This is a genomic window from Candidatus Anoxymicrobium japonicum (assembly GCA_002843005.1).
Lineage (GTDB): Bacteria > Actinomycetota > Geothermincolia > Fen-727 > Anoxymicrobiaceae > Anoxymicrobium > Anoxymicrobium japonicum.
This window is the reverse complement of the sequence record PHEX01000032.1, coordinates 1-17,779: the sequence shown is the minus strand read 5'-3', so window position 1 is coordinate 17,779 and position 17,779 is coordinate 1. Positions and strand designations below refer to the sequence as shown.

At 57.9% G+C, this 17,779-nt stretch carries 15 protein-coding genes; 4 read left to right on the top strand and 11 right to left on the bottom strand.

Translation table 11 applies throughout. The annotated features are described in order from the left end of the window. The 4 genes from CVT63_04545 to CVT63_04530 all read right to left on the bottom strand — a co-directional run. The coding region (locus CVT63_04545; GenBank protein PKQ28107.1) for a hypothetical protein at window positions 1–248 on the bottom strand (248 nt) is incomplete at its 3' end. Between the two features lie 92 nt (window positions 249–340). Beyond that, window positions 341–1,810, bottom strand: a complete 1,470-nt coding sequence (locus CVT63_04540) for a hypothetical protein (protein ID PKQ28106.1) — start codon at window positions 1,808–1,810, stop codon at window positions 341–343. Window positions 1,811–1,816: 6 nt separating this feature from the next. Further along, window positions 1,817–2,989: a hypothetical protein gene (locus CVT63_04535; GenBank protein ID PKQ28105.1), complete on the bottom strand. Its 1,173-nt coding sequence runs from the start codon at window positions 2,987–2,989 to the stop codon at window positions 1,817–1,819. A gap of 11 nt (window positions 2,990–3,000) precedes the next feature. Then, window positions 3,001–3,786 (bottom strand): hypothetical protein, encoded by a 786-nt coding sequence (locus CVT63_04530; GenBank protein PKQ28104.1) that lies wholly within the window; start codon window positions 3,784–3,786, stop codon window positions 3,001–3,003. A 91-nt stretch (window positions 3,787–3,877) separates the two neighbouring features. On the opposite strand from CVT63_04530, the gene CVT63_04525 reads away from it, so the two are divergent. Further along, the gene (locus CVT63_04525) at window positions 3,878–4,756 is read left to right on the top strand and encodes a hypothetical protein (GenBank protein PKQ28103.1); all 879 of its coding nucleotides are present in this window, start codon (window positions 3,878–3,880) and stop codon (window positions 4,754–4,756) included. A gap of 266 nt (window positions 4,757–5,022) precedes the next feature. On the opposite strand, the gene CVT63_04520 is transcribed toward CVT63_04525, so the two are convergent. The 7 genes from CVT63_04520 to CVT63_04490 form a co-directional block, all read right to left on the bottom strand. Further along, on the bottom strand, window positions 5,023–5,898 hold the full coding sequence (locus CVT63_04520) for a hypothetical protein (protein PKQ28102.1): 876 nt from the start codon (window positions 5,896–5,898) through the stop codon (window positions 5,023–5,025). Then, complete coding sequence (locus CVT63_04515; protein PKQ28101.1) at window positions 5,883–6,302, bottom strand: hypothetical protein; 420 nt, start codon at window positions 6,300–6,302, stop codon at window positions 5,883–5,885. Before CVT63_04515 ends, CVT63_04520 begins: the two co-directional genes overlap by 16 nt. A 10-nt stretch (window positions 6,303–6,312) precedes the next feature. Then, window positions 6,313–6,825: a hypothetical protein gene (locus CVT63_04510; GenBank protein ID PKQ28100.1), complete on the bottom strand. Its 513-nt coding sequence runs from the start codon at window positions 6,823–6,825 to the stop codon at window positions 6,313–6,315. A 373-nt stretch (window positions 6,826–7,198) separates the two neighbouring features. After that, window positions 7,199–8,074 carry a hypothetical protein gene (locus CVT63_04505; GenBank protein PKQ28099.1) on the bottom strand — a complete coding sequence of 292 codons (876 nt, stop codon included), beginning with the start codon at window positions 8,072–8,074 and terminating at the stop codon, window positions 7,199–7,201. A 17-nt stretch (window positions 8,075–8,091) separates the two neighbouring features. After that, entirely contained in the window at window positions 8,092–9,024 is a 933-nt protein-coding gene (locus tag CVT63_04500) for a hypothetical protein (GenBank protein PKQ28098.1), read from the bottom strand. Next, complete coding sequence (locus tag CVT63_04495; protein ID PKQ28108.1) at window positions 9,021–10,097, bottom strand: type II secretion system protein E; 1,077 nt, start codon at window positions 10,095–10,097, stop codon at window positions 9,021–9,023. The genes CVT63_04500 and CVT63_04495 overlap by 4 nt, the downstream gene beginning before the upstream one ends. Window positions 10,098–10,340: 243 nt before the next feature. Next, window positions 10,341–11,153, bottom strand: a complete 813-nt coding sequence (locus CVT63_04490; protein ID PKQ28097.1) for a hypothetical protein — start codon at window positions 11,151–11,153, stop codon at window positions 10,341–10,343. A gap of 299 nt (window positions 11,154–11,452) precedes the next feature. Between CVT63_04490 and CVT63_04485 the strand changes: the two genes are divergently transcribed. The 3 genes from CVT63_04485 to CVT63_04475 all read left to right on the top strand — a co-directional run bounded on the left by CVT63_04485 (window position 11,453) and on the right by CVT63_04475 (window position 17,688). Beyond that, window positions 11,453–12,016, top strand: a complete 564-nt coding sequence (locus tag CVT63_04485; protein PKQ28096.1) for an RNA polymerase subunit sigma-70 — start codon at window positions 11,453–11,455, stop codon at window positions 12,014–12,016. 280 nt (window positions 12,017–12,296) lie between these two features. Continuing rightward, on the top strand, window positions 12,297–15,077 hold the full coding sequence (locus tag CVT63_04480) for a hypothetical protein (protein ID PKQ28095.1): 2,781 nt from the start codon (window positions 12,297–12,299) through the stop codon (window positions 15,075–15,077). Between the two features lie 37 nt (window positions 15,078–15,114). Continuing rightward, window positions 15,115–17,688, top strand: coding sequence for a hypothetical protein (locus CVT63_04475; protein PKQ28094.1), 2,574 nt, complete (start codon window positions 15,115–15,117; stop codon window positions 17,686–17,688). The last annotated feature ends 91 nt before the right edge of the window (window positions 17,689–17,779 follow it).

Here is a 17,779-nt window from a genome sequence, read left to right as displayed (position 1 = left end):
ATCCTCTGCGCGTAGATGTTTTGTGCGCCGGAGCGACTGTCATACCACGTGACGATAGCGCCACCCGCGCCATCGGTTGTTATGGTGGGGGAATAGGCGTTGTTGGCCACGCCGCTGCGCAGGGCAACCCCGTTGGCCGTCCACCGGGGAGCGCCCGCGCCGCACACCGACGAGGCAAGCGCCAGCGCGAGGCTGAGCGCGAGGATTCCCGAAACGGAGCCCTTCTTATTTTCCTGGACACAGCGCACTCCTTTCTTCGAGAGAGCAGAGAAAGCAAGAATATATTAGCACGATCAACAGGCTCCTGACCCCAAAAGTTAAGCGGACCTCGGTTGCATTCTTAATATTTGATCCACTCGGGCTGAAAGCGCCCGTCAGCCCAGCGCATCGCGCGCTTGAAGGCGCGCCGTCTCAAGCCGGAGGCTCTCCTGCCGAGAACAAGAAAGTCGAGGATACGCGCTCCAGTGCGTCCCACGAATTTCGGCTTCATCTCGTACAGACGAGCGTATGTGTAAGCCAGCGTGTGGAAGTTCTCCTTGAGCGCTTTATCCTCCCACACCGTCGCGCGAAGCGACAGCGGCGAATGCCCGGTGAATATCGAGTCCACCCGCTCACCCGTGATAAGTCCTTTTTCCTCGCACAGTTTGTGGAGCCGGGTGCCCGGATAGGGGATAAAGGTCGATATCTGTATCGTGTCGGGGTGGCACCACCCGTTCACTTTTATACTGTCATGCACCATTGATGTCTCCTCGAGCGGCAGCCCGAACATGTTCGTCGACACGGTTTTCATGCCCGCCTCGTGGCACACCTCGAAAGCCCGCGCGATCTGGTCATTTGACATGTGGCGGGAAAGAATGTTGTCGCGGAGCCACGCGTTGCCGCTCTCGATGCCCATGCAGACGACTTTGCAGCCCATCTCAGCGAGCGATGCGGCCATCTCGCGATCCATGAAGTTTACGCGCGAGTTGCAGATGAACGGCATTGCCACGCGCTTCCGATAGAGCGCCGAGAGCCTGGCGAGCCACTCGCGGTTCGTTGTGAGAATGTCGTCGTCGAAGCGGATGTACTCGATGCGCCTGTCCCCCGCGACGATCTCCTCGATTTCCTCGATAACGTTCTCGGGGCCGCGGAAGCGCACGTAATCTTTCGGGTTCGGGTACACGCTTTTCTGCGCGTGGTTGGAACAGTAGGCGCAATCAAACGGGCAACCCCTTGACGCCATCAATGTTCCGCGCGGGTGCTGATCGGCGCAGAACAGCGCCGGGTCGAAAATGCTCCTGTCGGGGAACGGGAGGCTATCGAGGTCGGTTCGCAGTCTTCGCGCCGGATTGCGCGTTACTTTGCCGTGGGCGTCTCGCGCCCATAGACCCGTGATTCGGGCAGGATCCGCGCCACGCTCGAGCGCCTCGCACAACTCGACTACCGTGTCCTCGGCCTCTCCGACGCAGGCGAAGTCTATGCCGGGGGCGCCGATCACCTCTTCGGTGGCGATCGTAGAGTGGACGCCTCCGCACGCGACCGGCACGTCCAGTTCTTCATTCAGCCACTGTGCCATCCGCGCCACGTGCCGGAACATGTGCGTCGTGCTAGAGAACCCGATGAGGTCAGGCCGCTCCGAGGTGATTCGCTCGACGAGCCGTTCGCGCTCAGGTGGTTCGACAACATGAACCAGCGAAGTCTCGTGCCCCGCCTGCTTGAGCGCCGCGGACAGGTAAGCGATGCCGAGGTAAATTCTTCCCTCGGGAATGAACGTTCCGTCGGGGTACTGAAAGAAGTCGGGATAAACGAATGTCACCTTCAAGCCGGCCACCCGAACTCAGTGCTTCAGGTACATGAGTGATCTGACGAGGTAGCGACGGAAGCGCTCGTTCTTGCTCGTGAATGCGAGCATTGGCCTCATTAACGAGGTTCGGTCCCCCCACTTGATACTCAGGATGCCGTGGCGGAAGTAGTGCTGGTAACGATCCGCGAGCTTTTGTTTGAAGGAGTCCTCATCGGGGTCGATGTGAAATGTTCCCGTTGCGAAGCGGCTTTCCATGATGTGCTCGGCCGCCATCTCTCCTGTCTCGAGGGCGTACGTAATGCCTTCTCCGTTCACCGGATTGGTCATGCTTGCCGCGTCACCCACGAGGATCATCCCCGGGCACTCTATCTTGCTGCCGCCGAGGCCGACGCGGAGCAGCGCTCCACGCAAGGGAGAGATGGGCTTCGCGTTCCGCATCTTGGGCGCAACGAACGGCGTGTCGTTGATGAAAACGTCGAAGAACTTGTGAAGATTGATCTTGTCCTTTTGCATGTGATAGAGCATCGCCCCGACGCCGACGTTGGCGACCCCCTCGCGTGTCACGGGGAAAACCCAGCCGCTTGCGGGGCTGATTGCCTTATCAGGATAAATCTCGAGATAATCGTCTATGTCCTCTACCCCCTCGAAATACTGGCGGATCGAAATTCCCAGGTACAGCGGGTCGTTGATCAGGAGGCTCATCTTCCTGCCCAGGATGGAGTGTGGGCCGTCGGCGCCAACAACGACGGGAGCGGTGACTTCAATTTCCTTGCCGTCACGGATCGCTTTGACTCCTACGACGCGCCCACCCTCAACCAGGGGCGCCTTGACCTTGCAGCCCTCCCACACCTCGGCGCCGTTCTCACGAGCGTAGTCGAGCAATATCCCGTCGAGGTTCACTCGCTTGATGATGTAGCCGTGATCGGGAAACCGTGGAGTTGGCGGTATCCGGGTCTCGACGAGCGTTTTCCCCACGCCGGCGAACCGGAAGCCGTGGAACTTGTTGAACTGCCCGTCGAGGCGCTCCCGCAATCCCATCTTGTAGAGGTTGCGCACCGCGCGCGGGGCTATGCCGTCGCCGCAAATCTTCTCACGTGGGAATGAGCACTTGTCCATCACGAGGACATTAACGCCCTGCCGGGCCAGATAATATGCGGTAGACGAGCCGGCGGGCCCACCACCCACCACGATCACATCGTAATCCATCAATTCTCCAATCAGAGCGACGCTATCAGCGCCTCGAGTATCACCGACTTGAGATTCATCTCCCGATCGCGACCTGATTCGGCCCAGAAGCGCAGCACGAGCACGACGCTTTCCCTGTCGGAATCAATCAACACTGCCGGTTGTGGCCGGTCAAGAACGCCTTCCGCGCCCTCGAGGATTTTCACAGCATGAGCGCGGGCTCTTGCGATGTCGGCCCCCTCCTTCAGGAGCAGGCGCAGGTCGATGCGTGTCGTGGCGTTTGATGAGTAGTTGATGATGGAACTGTCGAAGACCGTCTTGTTCGGGATGAACACGCGCCGGCTGTCGTAAGTCAGAATCTGGGTGTCACGCACCCTGATGTTTTCCACCACGCCTTCCTGCTCGCCGACTCTTATCTCATCGCCGATGGTGAACGGATGCTGAACGAGCAGAATAATTCCTGAGAACAGATTTCCAAGTACGTCCTGCAGGGCGAAACCGATGCCGACAGACGCGAGGCCCAGCGCCGCCAGCGCCGCGTTGATGCTCATGCCAATCTCGCTTAAGGCAACCATGAAACCGGCTATGAGGATCAGGCCGGCGGCGGCGCGCGCGAGCAGAAGGTCAACGTGGCCCTGTGTGCTGGTCCGGCCTACCACTTTTCGCACCAGCACGCGCGCGAGCCGCGCCAGCAGCCACGCGACAACGAGCACCGCGAGCGCAACCAGCCACTTCGGGCCGACATTCAGTATTCTGTGCCACAGATCAGTAAAAGCTTCTATTGCCGATGCGACGGCGACACTCTCAATCGCGTTCAATTGAAAACCTCCAATCGGTAGAGATTATATCAGCAGGCAACGAACGGGATCCCAGGAAAAGGATTGACCAACGCCAGTGAATAATATCTAAATGCCACGTTTCGTAGATATTGTGAAGAAAGGAGTGACGCGGGTGAACCATGAGCGCCTGGCATCACTCCTGCGGTGCCCCGCCTGCGGCAGGGAGATGCGCTACCACCCGCGGGTTTTTTCGTACTGCTGCGACGGGCCGGTTCTGCACGCCTACCGCGTGAAAGACGAGATCGCCGATCTGGTTCCGGGCGACGACGTGGGGCGCCAGAAGCGTGTCAACAAAGCTTTCGACAGGATAGCCGGTTCGCGCTATGAGAGAAACGTGACGGGGGCGGGAGCGTTTGACCGCTTCATGGTTCAGGCCATGTGGGGCACGACCAAGTTCATTCCTCTTCTCTTTGAGCTTCTCGAGAGCGTCGCGTCGGATTGCGAGCCGGGGTACTTCCTCGATATCCCTGTCGGTACGGGAGTGTTCACCGCGGGGGAGTACAGCCTCCAGCCAAATCTCGATTTCATCGCGGCGGATTACAACCGTGGCATGCTCGAATCGGCGCTGGAGAAAGTGCGCGCCGAGGACTTCGGCAACGTGATGCTGGTTCGCACAGACGTCGCCAGCCTTCCATTTGTGGACAACGTGTTTTCAGGGATTCTCTCCATGAACGGCATCAACGCATTCCCCGACAAAGAGAAAGCGCTCGACGGGATGGCGCGCGTACTCAAGCCCAACGGCAAGCTGGCTGGCTCGGCGTTTGTGAGAGGAGAGAGGCGCCTCACGGATATCACCATGGGAAAGATTGGCGCGATGCTGGGCTACGTGACAAGCCCCGTTTACACCTGTGAAGAGCTTATGGCTGCCCTGGAAGCGCGCGGCATCGAGAATATCGTGACCAGGAAAATCAAGTCCATCATGTTCTTCAGCGGCCGAAAACGCCCTTAACTTTGGGGTCAGATTTTCTTTTTAAAGTCGCTGACCCGTCCAGAGGGCACCGTCCACCGTGACGGCAACCGGGAGGATGGAACAGAAGCTGAAATTTGAGATGGCGCGCGCGAAAAACGGATGAAAAGGGTGGAAGGGAACCCATAATCTTGAGACAACAGGTCGGGTTCGGGCCGCCAGTTGACGTTATCCAGCGATTTGGTGGTTTATTTGCCGGGTTGGCGCGACAGGCTCCAGACCATATTATGCGTTTTTGCATTTTGAGATCAGAGCACGCGCCGGCAAGCAGAGATGTCTGATCTACCGGACAGGGGCGAGATCTTGACTACATCCCCTGTGTGCGGCGCGTGGATATACCATCCTCCTCCGAGGTAGATGCCGACGTGCGCGTTATGCCTGAAAAAGACGATGTCACCGGGAGCGAGCTCGTTTGGAGAAACCGCTTTGCCCGAGTGAACTTGCGAGAACGTCACACGTGGAAGGTTAACCCCGATCTGCGCGTATACGTAGCAGACAAGGCCGCTGCAATCAAACGCGTTGGGGCCGGTAGCGCCCCATACGTAAGGCTTGCCGAGATGTTGGATCGCCAGAAGTGTGATCATAGTTACGGCGCCGTAGAAGTCTTTCGCGTGACCGCTGGAAATAAAGCCTTTGAGCGCATTGAGGAGTGTCGGGTCGGCGGTGTACCAGATGGCGCCGCTCGCGAGCAACGCGTTCATGTCAACCTCGGCCGCGGAGAGAGAGCTTACCTTCTCGGGTCCGATGCCCAGTTTCTCAAGGAGCAGGGATTGAGGATGCACGGACACGCGCGCTTCGACCCGCTGGCCGCCTTTTGTTATCTTGATCTCGTCCACAGTGGCGCCGTTGGCCGCGGCGTACTTGCGTGCGGCAAGTTCCGGCCCGACCCCGGTGGCGAACAGGGGGAACGATTCTTGTACCGCCGCGAGGGCCGCGGCGTCGGCCGCGTTCTGCGCCTGCTGGTGGGCGGACAACCGGAGCCCGACATCCGCCGTGAACAGGCACAGTACGACGACGATCGCGAGGCAACCCATTGTCGCGACGCTGATTCCTCCACGTTGATCATGGAAGAAACCGGTCCATCGTCCTCTGTGCCCGCGCGATCCTCTCACTTGGCGCCACATTCCAGCGCCATTGTGGATGACCGCTTAAAGGAAGGTTCGGGGACGAGGCGATCGAGACCCGGCAGGAGGATTGGCATGTGGTAGACGACAGTGATGGTCACAGGGCAGCCTTTGTTTCTTCCCTCGGGGAACGTTACATCGACCTCCGGGCCGGATCCGGGCAACCCACCGGTAGATGATAGAGCGGCTTTTCGCGCGGCTTCGCCGTCATTTGTCTCGGCCGCGCGTCTCGCGCCATCCCTGGACGCGGCAGTGACAACGATATAGCAGTTGAAGGCGAGCGCTACCTGGCAGATTGCCACAGTGATCAGCATCAAGACGGGAAGCACCAGCGCAAACTCGACAGCCGCCTGACCCCGCTGGCGCTCGAAGACTTTTCCAGTCGCGCGATCTGGTTTTCGCATTGTACTTTCCTCAAATAAAAGCGTGGAAACTCGCGACAACAATCAGCCCCACGGACAGTGGCAGGGAGTAAGGCATCCTGACGCGGTTACCAACAGGCGTCTTCGCGGAAGGACGCCACGCGCCGGCTTCCAGCAGGATCAACGCGCGCCACACACTCTCTAACGACTGTCTGGAGTGTCTGCCGCGCAGAAGCGCGAAAAACGCCAGCGCTCCGCCTGCCACGGCGCCGAGCAGGAACGCCGGTGGAAGAAGCCGCCATCCCATCATTGCGCCGGCCGCAACAAGAAATTTCACATCACCGCCTCCAACCATGTGAAGCAAGAAAGGCGCCAACAGTATGGCGAGTCCGAGCGTGGCGCCCAGGAGGCCGGAGGCGAGACCGCGCCCCCCACCGCTCACGCACGACACGGTCAGGCCGCAGAGAAGGCCGCCGGCGTTCAGGAAGTTCGGGATGCGCCCGAACCTGACATCGGCGGCAACGCCTGAGGCGCAGAACAACACGATTGGAAGCAGTATCGACATAGCTTTCAACAGCCTGCTCTAGAAGCCGTCCGTGAGTTTGGTGAATATCTTGGTGAAGAAGTTCTTGATCACATTGCCGCTGGCGGCCCAGGCGATCAGCGCGCTTGCGACCGCCGCCGCGCCGAGAATCACCAGCGCGTATTCCGCGGTTGTTTGCGCGTCGTCCTCGTACATGAGTCGTTTGATCTCGCCCATTTGATACCTCCCTTTTTGTTTCAATCCACGCCCTCGCGCGTGGGACGACCAAGAATCATGGAGAAGAGACAACCAGTACAAGCAAATCATAGCATCATCAGACAAGCAAGTCAAGCACACAACGCAATGGAATCCTGTTTCAGTTCGAGTTTCGCATCAGGGCGCCAAGGCATGCCCGCTAGAAAATACGATGGAGTGTCGCCAGAAATATTGGCCCAACCGTTAGCAGAACGGAGGCCGGCAGTATGAGAAAGACGAGAGGCGCGAGCATCTTCAGCGGGGCTTTCGCGCATTTCTGACGCAACTGGTCGCGGCGCCTCAGCCGGATTTCGCGCGAGAACACCGCGAGTGATACCGACATGGAATAACCGCGTTTCTCCGCCTCGAGCAGGGAACGCAGCAGAGAAGAGAGTTCGTGAACCGGACACCGGGCGGCCAGTTTGTCGAACGCTTCCTCTCTCGAGGCGCCCAGATCTATCTCCCTGACGGCGCGGAGCAGTAGAGGGCTTAGAGGCTCAGGCGCATACTGTGCCGCTCCCCTGAACGCCTGGTCGAGGTTCTTGCCGCCCAGGATGTAGGCGTACAGCGTGTCAGCCGTGTCTGGAAGCGCCTGGCGCGACGCTTCGAGGTAATGATTGCGCGCGCGCGACGCGATGACGCGCGGAATCAGGAGCCCGAAAGCTACGCAAACCGGGGCGCCGGCAAGGCCAAAGGTGGAAAACTTTGTCAGTAGCAGAAAGCATAGTGGCATGCCGGCGGATGTGTAGAAGCAAGCGCCGGCGAGGCGGGGCACTGTTAGCCCGGGTGTGTCACAGAGCGCTTCCAGGGGCGCGAAGAATCGCGCGCGGAGCGTAGCCGGGGTCAGCCTGTATGGCAACTCGATGATTGACGCGAACGAGCGGTCTCGTGACCTGATGTGACCGCCTTGCTCTTCCGTTTTACGTGTCTCGTCATCGAGGGCGAGAAGGCGTGAGACGCCGGTTCGCTCTCGATCTTTGCTTCCAGATGAGATGAAGATGATGGAGAGAGCCGCCACAACGCAGACCCATAGCACAGTTTTTCTCTCCTTCGCTATTTGATGTCCAGTATTTTGTTTATCCAGAGAAAACCGGCTGCGTCAAGCAGGACGGCGACCATCAAAATGATCAGGCCGGGAGTTGTGCCGAGGAGCACGGAGATGACGCTCCTGGATACCAGCGCCGAGATTCCCAGGAAGATGAGCGGCAACGCCGCGACGACGCGCCCGGAAATCCTTCTCTGAACAGTCTGTGACTCCAACTCGCGACGGATGGCGGATCGCTCGCGCACCGTTTCCCCGATGGTGTCCATGATGTGGCTGATCTCGGATCCGGTCTCACGGGACGTAACCATCGCCCGGGCAATCAGCTGAAGGTCGCGATTGTCAAGGGCACCCACGAGGTCGAGAAGCGCTGTGTCTACCCCGGCGCCGAGCGCGACATCAGATTGAAAACGCGCAATGGCATCCGATACAGGTGGAAAAGCGTCGCGGGCGCAAAGGGAAAGCGCGTCCTCGACAGGGATGCCGCTCCTCAGGAAGAGCGTCAGGTCGGCGGCGAGAGTGTCGCACTGCTCTTGCGACTTGCGCACGCGCGCGTGACCGAGCATTTTCAGCGCCTTGCCTGGCAGAACCAGCGCCGCGAGAAGCGCGGGTGGCGCGGCAAGGATGCTTCCAGTCATCAAGAAACTGGAAAGCGGGAGCAGCAGCGCCGCCGCGAGCCAGGTGGGCATGAACACGCTCCACCGAATCGCCAATCCCGACGCGTTGAGCTGCTCGCGCGCTCTGGATGCAGCGCGCGTCTTCTCGATGCGCCGGCGCGCTTGTGCGAGCAGGCCGCGACCGCGAAGCACAGGTGTCCCGCCATCGCCTGGCTCGAGATGCCTGTCGAGGTTGCGCCTGGCTGCCGCCACAGCGCGGGCCGACCGGCTCATCCACAGAAAATAGATCGCCGCCACCACAAGGATACAGAGTCCCGGCCACCTCATGAAAAACCGCCGTGCCACGATTCGCGTGAGAACATATCCTCGAGCCTGTAATCACCATTTTGCGCAAGAGAGACTGAAGTCAACTGCTCCAGCACTCTGTGCCCTCCGTCGGCGCGCCGCATGTGGACGATGAGATCCAGCGCTGATCCTATTTGTCTGCGGACGGCTGACCCGTCGAGATTCACCTCCGACATGAGCACCATGGTCTCGAGGCGATCGAGAAGGTCATGAGGCGAGTTCGCGTGTGCGGTCGATAATGAGCCTGGGTGGCCGGTGTTCATCGCCTGAAGCATGTCGAGAGCTTCACTGCCCCTGACCTCGCCTACGATAATGCGATCCGGCCGCATCCGGAGGGAGTTGCGCACCAGATCGCGCACCGTAACTTCACCACGCCCTTCTATGTTGGGAGGTCTGCTCTCGAGCGATATCACGTGTGGGTGCTCGATCTTGAGCTCCGCCGCGTCTTCGATCGTAATGAGCCTTTCTGAGCGAGGGATGAAAGAGGAGAGCACGTTGAGGAGGGTCGTCTTGCCGCTGCCGGTGCCGCCGGAGACCAGGATGTTTGCGCGACGCCTTACCGCTTCCTCGATAAAGGAAGCGACTTTGGAGGTGAAGGTGCCGTTCTCGACAAGCTCCGAGACACTGAACGGCGCTTTTCGGAATTTGCGTATTGTGACGGTCGGCCCGTTGAGGCACAGCGGAGGGATGACCGCGTTGAGGCGCGAACCGTCAGGCAGACGGGCATCTATCATCGGACTTGTTTCGTCCAGGCGCAAGTTTAGCGGGCCGATAGCGCGCCTCACCAGGGATATCACCCGATCGTCCATGCCAAGGTTCACCCCGAGCGGTTCGATCTGTCCGTCGCGTTCCACGAAAACTTCTTGTGGCCCGTTTATCATGATCTCTGAAATCGATGGGTCGCGCAGCAATGTCTCCAGCGGGCCCAGACCGAACAGCTCGTCCGCGAGTTCGGCGGCAAGGCGCCGGATCATGCGCTTCGGCCACAGACAACCTTCAGAGAGGAGCGCTTCCTCGACGCGCTGCTCGATATCGTCATCCAGCACGCCTTCCATGTTCGCAAGTTCATCTAACAGGCGATGGCGAATGGCGTTCCGGACCTCGGAAGGGACGTCCGCCGATTCCTGTCGCAACGGAAAACCTGCCACGATTAACCTCCAGAAGAGTCGCTTCACCAGCAGTACAAGCAAATCGTAACACAAGCAGACCAAGCAAATCAACCCTGTGCTAGCCAGCGCCAGCGCGCCAGGGGTAGACGCAGCGGTAGACGGTGCCTGACCCCTAATTAGATAGCGCAACTAACCAAATAGCGCTCGGGAGAGGCGAAACACCTCACATGAGAGGGCGGATCGATCCGAGAGAAGAGACTTGCATTCGGCCTCGAGCCTGCGGCACATGGCGGTGTCCTCCGGCAAGACGGCGGACGCCTTCATCCCGAGATAGGACTCGATATCTCCACGTGTCACAAGGTCGCGCGCGCCCAGTGAGCGGTTTATGAGAAGCTCGATACGTGGCCTTTCGCCGGGGAGCGCGTCGAGAGCCGTGACGGCCCGCTTTGCCCCACCGAGGCATGCCAGTTCGGGAGTGACGACAAGCGCTATTAAATCAGATGCCATGAGGAGTCCTGTTGTGAATGGGTCGAGAGCCGCTCTGGTGTCGATGATGACATAGTCGAAGTTTGAAGCAAGAGCGCTGAGCAACTTGCCGGCGTGAGCGGCGTCGGGGGGCGCCAGTCCGGCGCGACCCACAGGTGGCGGAAGGAGGCTCGCGCCGCAAGGGCATGTCGATAGCGCGCCGCGGAGGGCATCATCTGTAATATCTTCCAGAACAGGGAGGACGTCCGCGATAGAAAAGGTCGCGCGCCCAACGGAAACGTCGAGCCTGTAGTGCATCGAGCCACGGTCGAGATCGGCGTCGAGCGCCGCGACGCGCCGGCCGACGCTCGCGAGCGCCATAGTCATCTCGGTTGCCAGCATTGTCGTGCCGACGCCGCCCTTGCCGCCGTGAAACACTACGGCACCGGGCATCCGGGCAACGGCGGAGTTAAGCCGGTGCACAGAAGAAATGGAGTCAGCGCGAATTCTGCGGTTGCGCGTTCTGTCTGCTGGCATAAGTGGTCTTCTCTTGATGTCGTGGGAGCGCTTCGTTTACCAGTACAAGCATAGAGTCTAGCAGAGCAGGCATGAGCCAGTCAACCTCCTGACTGTGCCTGCTGCGATTTGCGGTATTGACAAAACGCAACATTAATATTGTGTTCACAATGAAGAAAAAGTAATATACTTTGGTTAACTGTTATTAACTATAGACCGAAGGCACTGACTGGTACAGGGCAATAGTGTCGCTATCTATTTTTGCCGTGCAAGAAACGTGAGGATGGGGATTTAAGTCTGACGTAAGACCGGAGTGTTGAATGTCAAATGACGCTGGTGTTCGGAACCTGGTAAAGAGGGCGAAGAATCGAGACCCTGAGTCGTTTGGCATGCTATATGACGAGTACGTGGATCAGATATTCCGTTACGTGTATTACAAAGTCGGCAACGTGACGGAATCCCAGGATCTGACCGGTCAGACGTTTCTCAAGGCTTTCGAGAATATAGACTCGTATGAGATGCGCGACGTCGCTTTCAGCTCGTGGCTCTACCAGATCGCTCACAATCTCATTGTTGATTTCTTTCGAAGGGAGTCGAAGCAAGAGAGAGTTCCTTTCGAGGATAACCCCCCGACCGTGTCGCCGCATGGAAATCCGGTCGAGGCTGTAATATCCGACATGGAGAGCGAGCGCCTGTACAAGGCTATGCGGAAGCTCACGCACAACCAGAGAGAGGTTCTTATTCTGAAATTCATCGATAACCTTTCGAACGCTCATATCGCCGAGATCATGGGTGTCTCAGTAGGCGCGGTGAAATCCACACAGAAGCGCGGTTTGCTCTCGCTGAACCGGATATTAGGCAACTCCAGCGAGATCAATTCTTAAAGTTAACAAAGGGGTCAGGCACCGTCTACCGCTCCGTCTACCGCAACCAGGGGTCAGGCGCCGTTTACCGTTGCGCGGTAGACGGCGCCAGACCCCACCTACGCAGTAAAGGTAGACGGAGCGGTAGACGGTGCCTGACCCCTGGCAATGGCGGTGAAAAAATTTTCAAAACGAGCCGTGAAGAACCGTATCTTTTTAGATGTAATATCGTTTAGGCATATGAGAGTTAGTGTTGGAAGGTAGTTGAGTGTCCATCTTAGAAAGGTAGGAAGTGGTTCGCTTGAATGAAGATTCAGGTAGCCTTTTTGACAGGTCGCTTGATCTGATCCGCAAGGACAGGAGCAAGTTAGATTCAGTTCTGAGCAAGCACAGCGATGTCGCGGCCGAGCTCGAGCCGTTTCTCAAGACCGCCATGGTTATCGAAAGTGTCGAGCAGCCCGGCATGTCCGCCCGGGCCAGGCAGAGTTACCGTCAGAGGGTTCTCGCCATGGGAGTGGCAGGCCCTGTAAAGACGGCGCCGGCGGTGAAAACCGCGAAAACGCCGAAGCCAAAGAGCGTTGATAAGTCTCTCTCGCCCGCGCGCTCCGGCGAAAACATGCTGATGCGTCCCAGATTGCAGGCACTGGTAAATATTACAGTGATCGCGTTGATGTTCTTGAGCGTTATCGCGGTGGGCGCGATAGCGATGCCGAACAAGCACTTGCTCGGAAAGCTCATAGGCGAGATAGCGAACCACCGGTACCTGCTCGAGGGCATGCAGAAAAACTCGGATCCCACTATCATGGCTAAAGCCCTGAACCAGAACCCCGATCTTCTGTCCGCCATAGTGCAGGGGCTGCCCCCCGAGGTTATCGCGATGGCGATGAACAAGAGCCCCTCTTCGAGCGTAAAGACGATGTCGTTGCTCGAGGCAAAGGCGATCGCGAAGCCCATCAACGAAAACGGGAAACTCATCGCGGATTTGATAGGCCATCTGGATCCAAAGATGCTGGCGCGCGTCATGAGCGCGAACCCGGAAGCGTCGAACGACATGAACAAGTATCTGGATCCGCGGGTTGTCGCGATGATCGTCAACGAGAACACGACGTTCATCAGCAACCTGATATCTTATCTCTCGCCGGTCGTGGTCGCCGACATCGTAAACAGCAACGGGCCGTTCATAACCAAGATCATGAGCATGTCGGATCCGCAGACCAGCGCGCTGATGGTGAACAATAACGGGCCGTTTCTGTCGGCGCTTATAGGCAGGTTGAACGTTGACGTGATCGCCAGCGCGGTGAATTCCAACGAGCAGTATCTCATGGACTCGATGAAATATCAGGATCCCAACGCCACGGCAAGTCTCATCAACTCCAACGGCGATTGGATTGCGCGCCTGATCGGGCGGATCAGCCCGGAGGTGATCGCGGGAGTTCTCAATAACAATGTGGGAACGATAACAAAGAGCATGGCGAACTCGGATCCGACGCTCACCGCCAACATCGTGAACAACCAGGGGTTCATGCTCCGCATGATAGGCGCGATCAATCCGGGCTCGATCGCCGGCGCGCTCAACGCGAACGGGGCGTTCTTGACGGCTATGGTCAAGAATATGGATACGTCGCAGATGACGAATTCGATGGATGACAACAAGCAGTTTATTACGGACATCGTAAACAACATATCACCGGATTTCGTGGCCTCGATCATCAACAACCAGGCGTTCCTGACCAGGATGATGTCCGTGGGCGATCAGAAAGCCTCCGCCGAAATGATCAACAACAACCAGGCGTTCATCGAGTCTCTTATCCGGGCGCTGGATCCGAAGGTCATCGCCGCCGCGCAGAACTCGGCCCCCAACTCCAACATAGAGCTCATGGCGAACCTGGATCCCGGTGTTATCGCGGGAATCGTAAACGACAGCGGTTCTTTCCTGCAGAAAATGACGGCAAATACAGATCCTACGGTAGGCGCCAAGATTGTGAACGCCAACGGGCCGTTCTTGACATCCCTGATTTCAAGACTCGATCCGAAAGCGCTCGCTGGTGTCATAAACGCCAACGGCGCTTTTCTCTCGGCGACCATGAAAGATGGCGACCCTCAGATGAGCGCGAATATCATAAACTCCAACGGGCCGTTCTTGCGGAACCTGGTCAAGTACCTGGACGCGAGCGTAATCGCCAAAGCGTCGAACGACAACCCAACAATGACTTCGGAGATGATGAGTTATCTGTCGCCGTCCGCGGTCGCCGCGATCGTGAACTCCAACAAGGAATTCTTGCGTAAGCTGATCTCCTACCTCGATCCGACGGTAGCGACAACAGTGAGTGAAAGCAATACCGCGTTCATGAAAGGCTTGATGACCTGCCTGGACGAGAACGTGATCGGTGACGTGGTGAACAATAACGGGAGTTTCCTGGCGACGCTCGTGCAGAAGCTGGACACAACCCGGCTTGCCGCCGCGATTAACGCGAACCCCGAGTTCCTGCGGCAGACGATCCTCTATATGGATCCAGAGTCATCGGCGGAGGTGAGCCACAAGGTTCACCTGTCTCAGGGAAGCAAGGACATTACCGGACGGTTGCTGGAGGCGATACACATAGCGGGAGCGGAGTCGGTGCTGGCGAGCGCTATCAACGCCAACGGCACTTTCCTTGCCGACATGATGGGCTCAAGCGATCCGACCGCTATGGCCGATGTGCTCAACCAGGCAAACGTCTCTGATCCGACCGGCGGCTTGATCGTGAAGTTGCTGGGTCCGGGCGGCCTCGACCCGGTCGTGCTTGCCGCCGCGTCGAACAACAATCCCGTGGCGAGCGGGCAAATGCTCGCGAACCTCGACCCGAGCGTGATAACAAACGCGCTCGACGCCAACCCGAATCTTCTCCCGGACTATCTCGCGATCGCTCCTACGTCTCTGATGACAGATGGCATGCTCGCGGGGGACGACCACATCATGAAACATCTTGCCATGAAAACGAAGGGCGAGTCGTACGTAGTTCTCTATGGGATCCCTATGGGATGGATGACCGGGGAGGCAATAGCGTGGACGAAATACTCGTCAGCTACTCCGCCGCCGTGATCGAGTGATTTTATGAAGAACTGGAGGCTTGGATAAAATGTTGCTGTCGCGAGGAGTACAGGGCGTAGTAAACATCGTGATCATATTTCTGTTGCTGGCTACAATGGCGGTGGCTGGAATGACGGTGCTTCCGAAAGACCCGATTGGCGTGCTCACCGGTAAGCTCGTAAGCCAGCCCGGCATGCTCTCAGGCATACTCTCAGGCCTGGATCCCAGGGTATATGCCCTTGCGATGAATTCGAACCCCACGTCGACATCAAAAATGATGAGTGTGCTGGACGCGAAAATGGTGGCGGACGTCATCAACGAGAATGGCAAGTTCTTCGCGGAACTGATCAGTTTCCTGGATCCGTCAACAGCCGCGAAGGGCATGAACGAGAACGTTGATTTCACGGTCGAGCTTCTCAAATATATAGACCCTGGAGTCATTGCTGGCGCGGTGAACGCTAATGGCAAGTTCCTGTCCGAGTTAATTGGGGAGCTGGATCCAAAGGTGATGGCCGAGGGCGCGGCGAGCGGCCAGGAGTTTTCAAACGAGGTCACAAAGTACATAGATCCGAAAGTGTTAGCTGACGCGATCAGCGCAAATGAGGCGTTTCTTACGCAACTCGTGGGCAATATCAGCACAGATGTTCTCGCAAACGCGATAAACGCGAACGCTACCGCGAACGCTACGGCAAACGCCGAGATGATGAAGTACATCAATGTCAGTGTGCTGGCCAGCGTCATCAACGCCAACGGCCCGTTTGCCACAGATCTGCTCCGAAAGCTCGATCCGGATATGCTGGCGCGAGCGATGAATCAGAATCCGGACGCCACGGTCGAACTCACAGGCAAGCTCGATCCCGTGGTCATAGCCGGCATATTAAACAGAAGCGGTGGTTTTATCACTGGCGTGCTCGACAACCTCTCATCAGAGCTCCTGAGCGCCATGGCGAACAACCAGTCGACGAGCGCGGATCTGATGGCAAAGCTGTCGCCCGCGTCTATTGGCGGGCTGATTAACCAGATCGGGCCGTTCGCGACATCCCTTATGAACTCACTGGATCCTGTAATGCTGGCAAGTGTGCTTAACAACAACATCGACGTGATGACAGCCATGAACAAGAATTCGGATCCCGACATGATGGTGACCATCCTCGAGAATCAGGAGTTTCTGACGGCCGTGATCAGCAAACTCAATCCGGCGTGCGTCGCGGGCGCGATGAACGCCAACAGCCAGACAACGGCGGAACTTATGGGCTATCTGAACCCGAAAGTTATCGCAAGTATAGTCAACAATAACATTGATTGGATAACCAGGCTGCAGTTGGAGGCGGACTCCGCCGCGAGCGCGGCAGGCATCAACGGGTCGTCGAGTTTCCTGACAAAGCTGGTCTCCAAGCTCGATCCGGAGGTTATCGCGAAGGCGATGAACGCGAACCCCCAGTCGTCGTCGGACATGACGAAGTATCTGGACGTGAACGTCATCGCGGGCGTCGTAAACTCAAATGGGAGTTTCATAACCAATCTCGTGAAGAACTTGAACACTACAGTTGTCGCCAACGCGATGAACGCCAACCCGCAGGCGACCAGCGATCTTTTGGGCAAGTTGAACCCGGGGGTTATCGCGAGCGTGGTCAACAGCAACGGAACGTTTTTCGCTAACCTCGCGAACAAGGGGAACCCGAAGATCACGGCTGATGCCATCAACGCCAACAAGGGTTTTGTTACGAAGTTGCTCCAGCCGGACGCGGATCCGGTGACGCCCGGTGTGCAGCCCGGCATTGATCCAGCGGTTATTACATACGCGATCAACAATAACCAGACGTACCTGAACGGCATGGTCGCCAACATGGACGCGCACTCGGCGGCTGAACCCGGAAACAGCCCGGAGGGCGAGCAGTGGCAGGAGCGGCTCATGCGCAACGGGCTCGACCCGAGAGTCATCGCTGGCGTCCTCAACGGCAACGGGGCGTTCGTATCGAGCCTGCTGGGCAAGCTGAACCCGCAGGTGATCGCGAACGCAATCAACAGCAATCAGGCTTTCCTGACTCAGTCGGCGACGTACGCGAACAACGGAGACATGGTCGATGTCATCAACAACAACCCGTCAGCGCAGGCCACGATCAAAAAACTGGTTGGCCTTCTCGACGGCGCCGTGATCGCGAACGCCGCGAATCAGCACCCTGAACAGACAGAGGCGATGCTGGGGCCGCCTCCGGGCGGCATCGACATCAGCATTCTGATGCCGATACTGGAGACGCCGGAAGCGAGCAATTTTATAGCGCAGGTCATGGCGAATTCTCCGCCGTCCTCGACTGTGACAATGATTCCTAATAGCGGAAATTTCATCAAAAATCTTTTGAACAAGAACGCGGGTGGCTTGAATCCCGCCACAATGGTGGCCGCTATAAATGGTCCTACGAACGGCGGAGTCATAAACCCGAGGACCGGTACGCCTTTTGCCCCGGATCAGAACGTCTTGCGCCGGACGTGGACGTACGGCGCGGTAAAAGCGTTTTTCCTTGGAATTCCAATATCGACGACTGAGGGCTGGAACGGGATAATAAAGGCGGCCGTCAACGATCAGGCGGGAGAGCCCGTGCCACACGATAGTCCGAAATGGTAGTAACGATGATGGAGGCAGGAGATATGACGGGAGAGACCAGGAGAGAAGAAAATGTTGTATAACCGCAGTCTCCAGACGTTGATAAACGCGG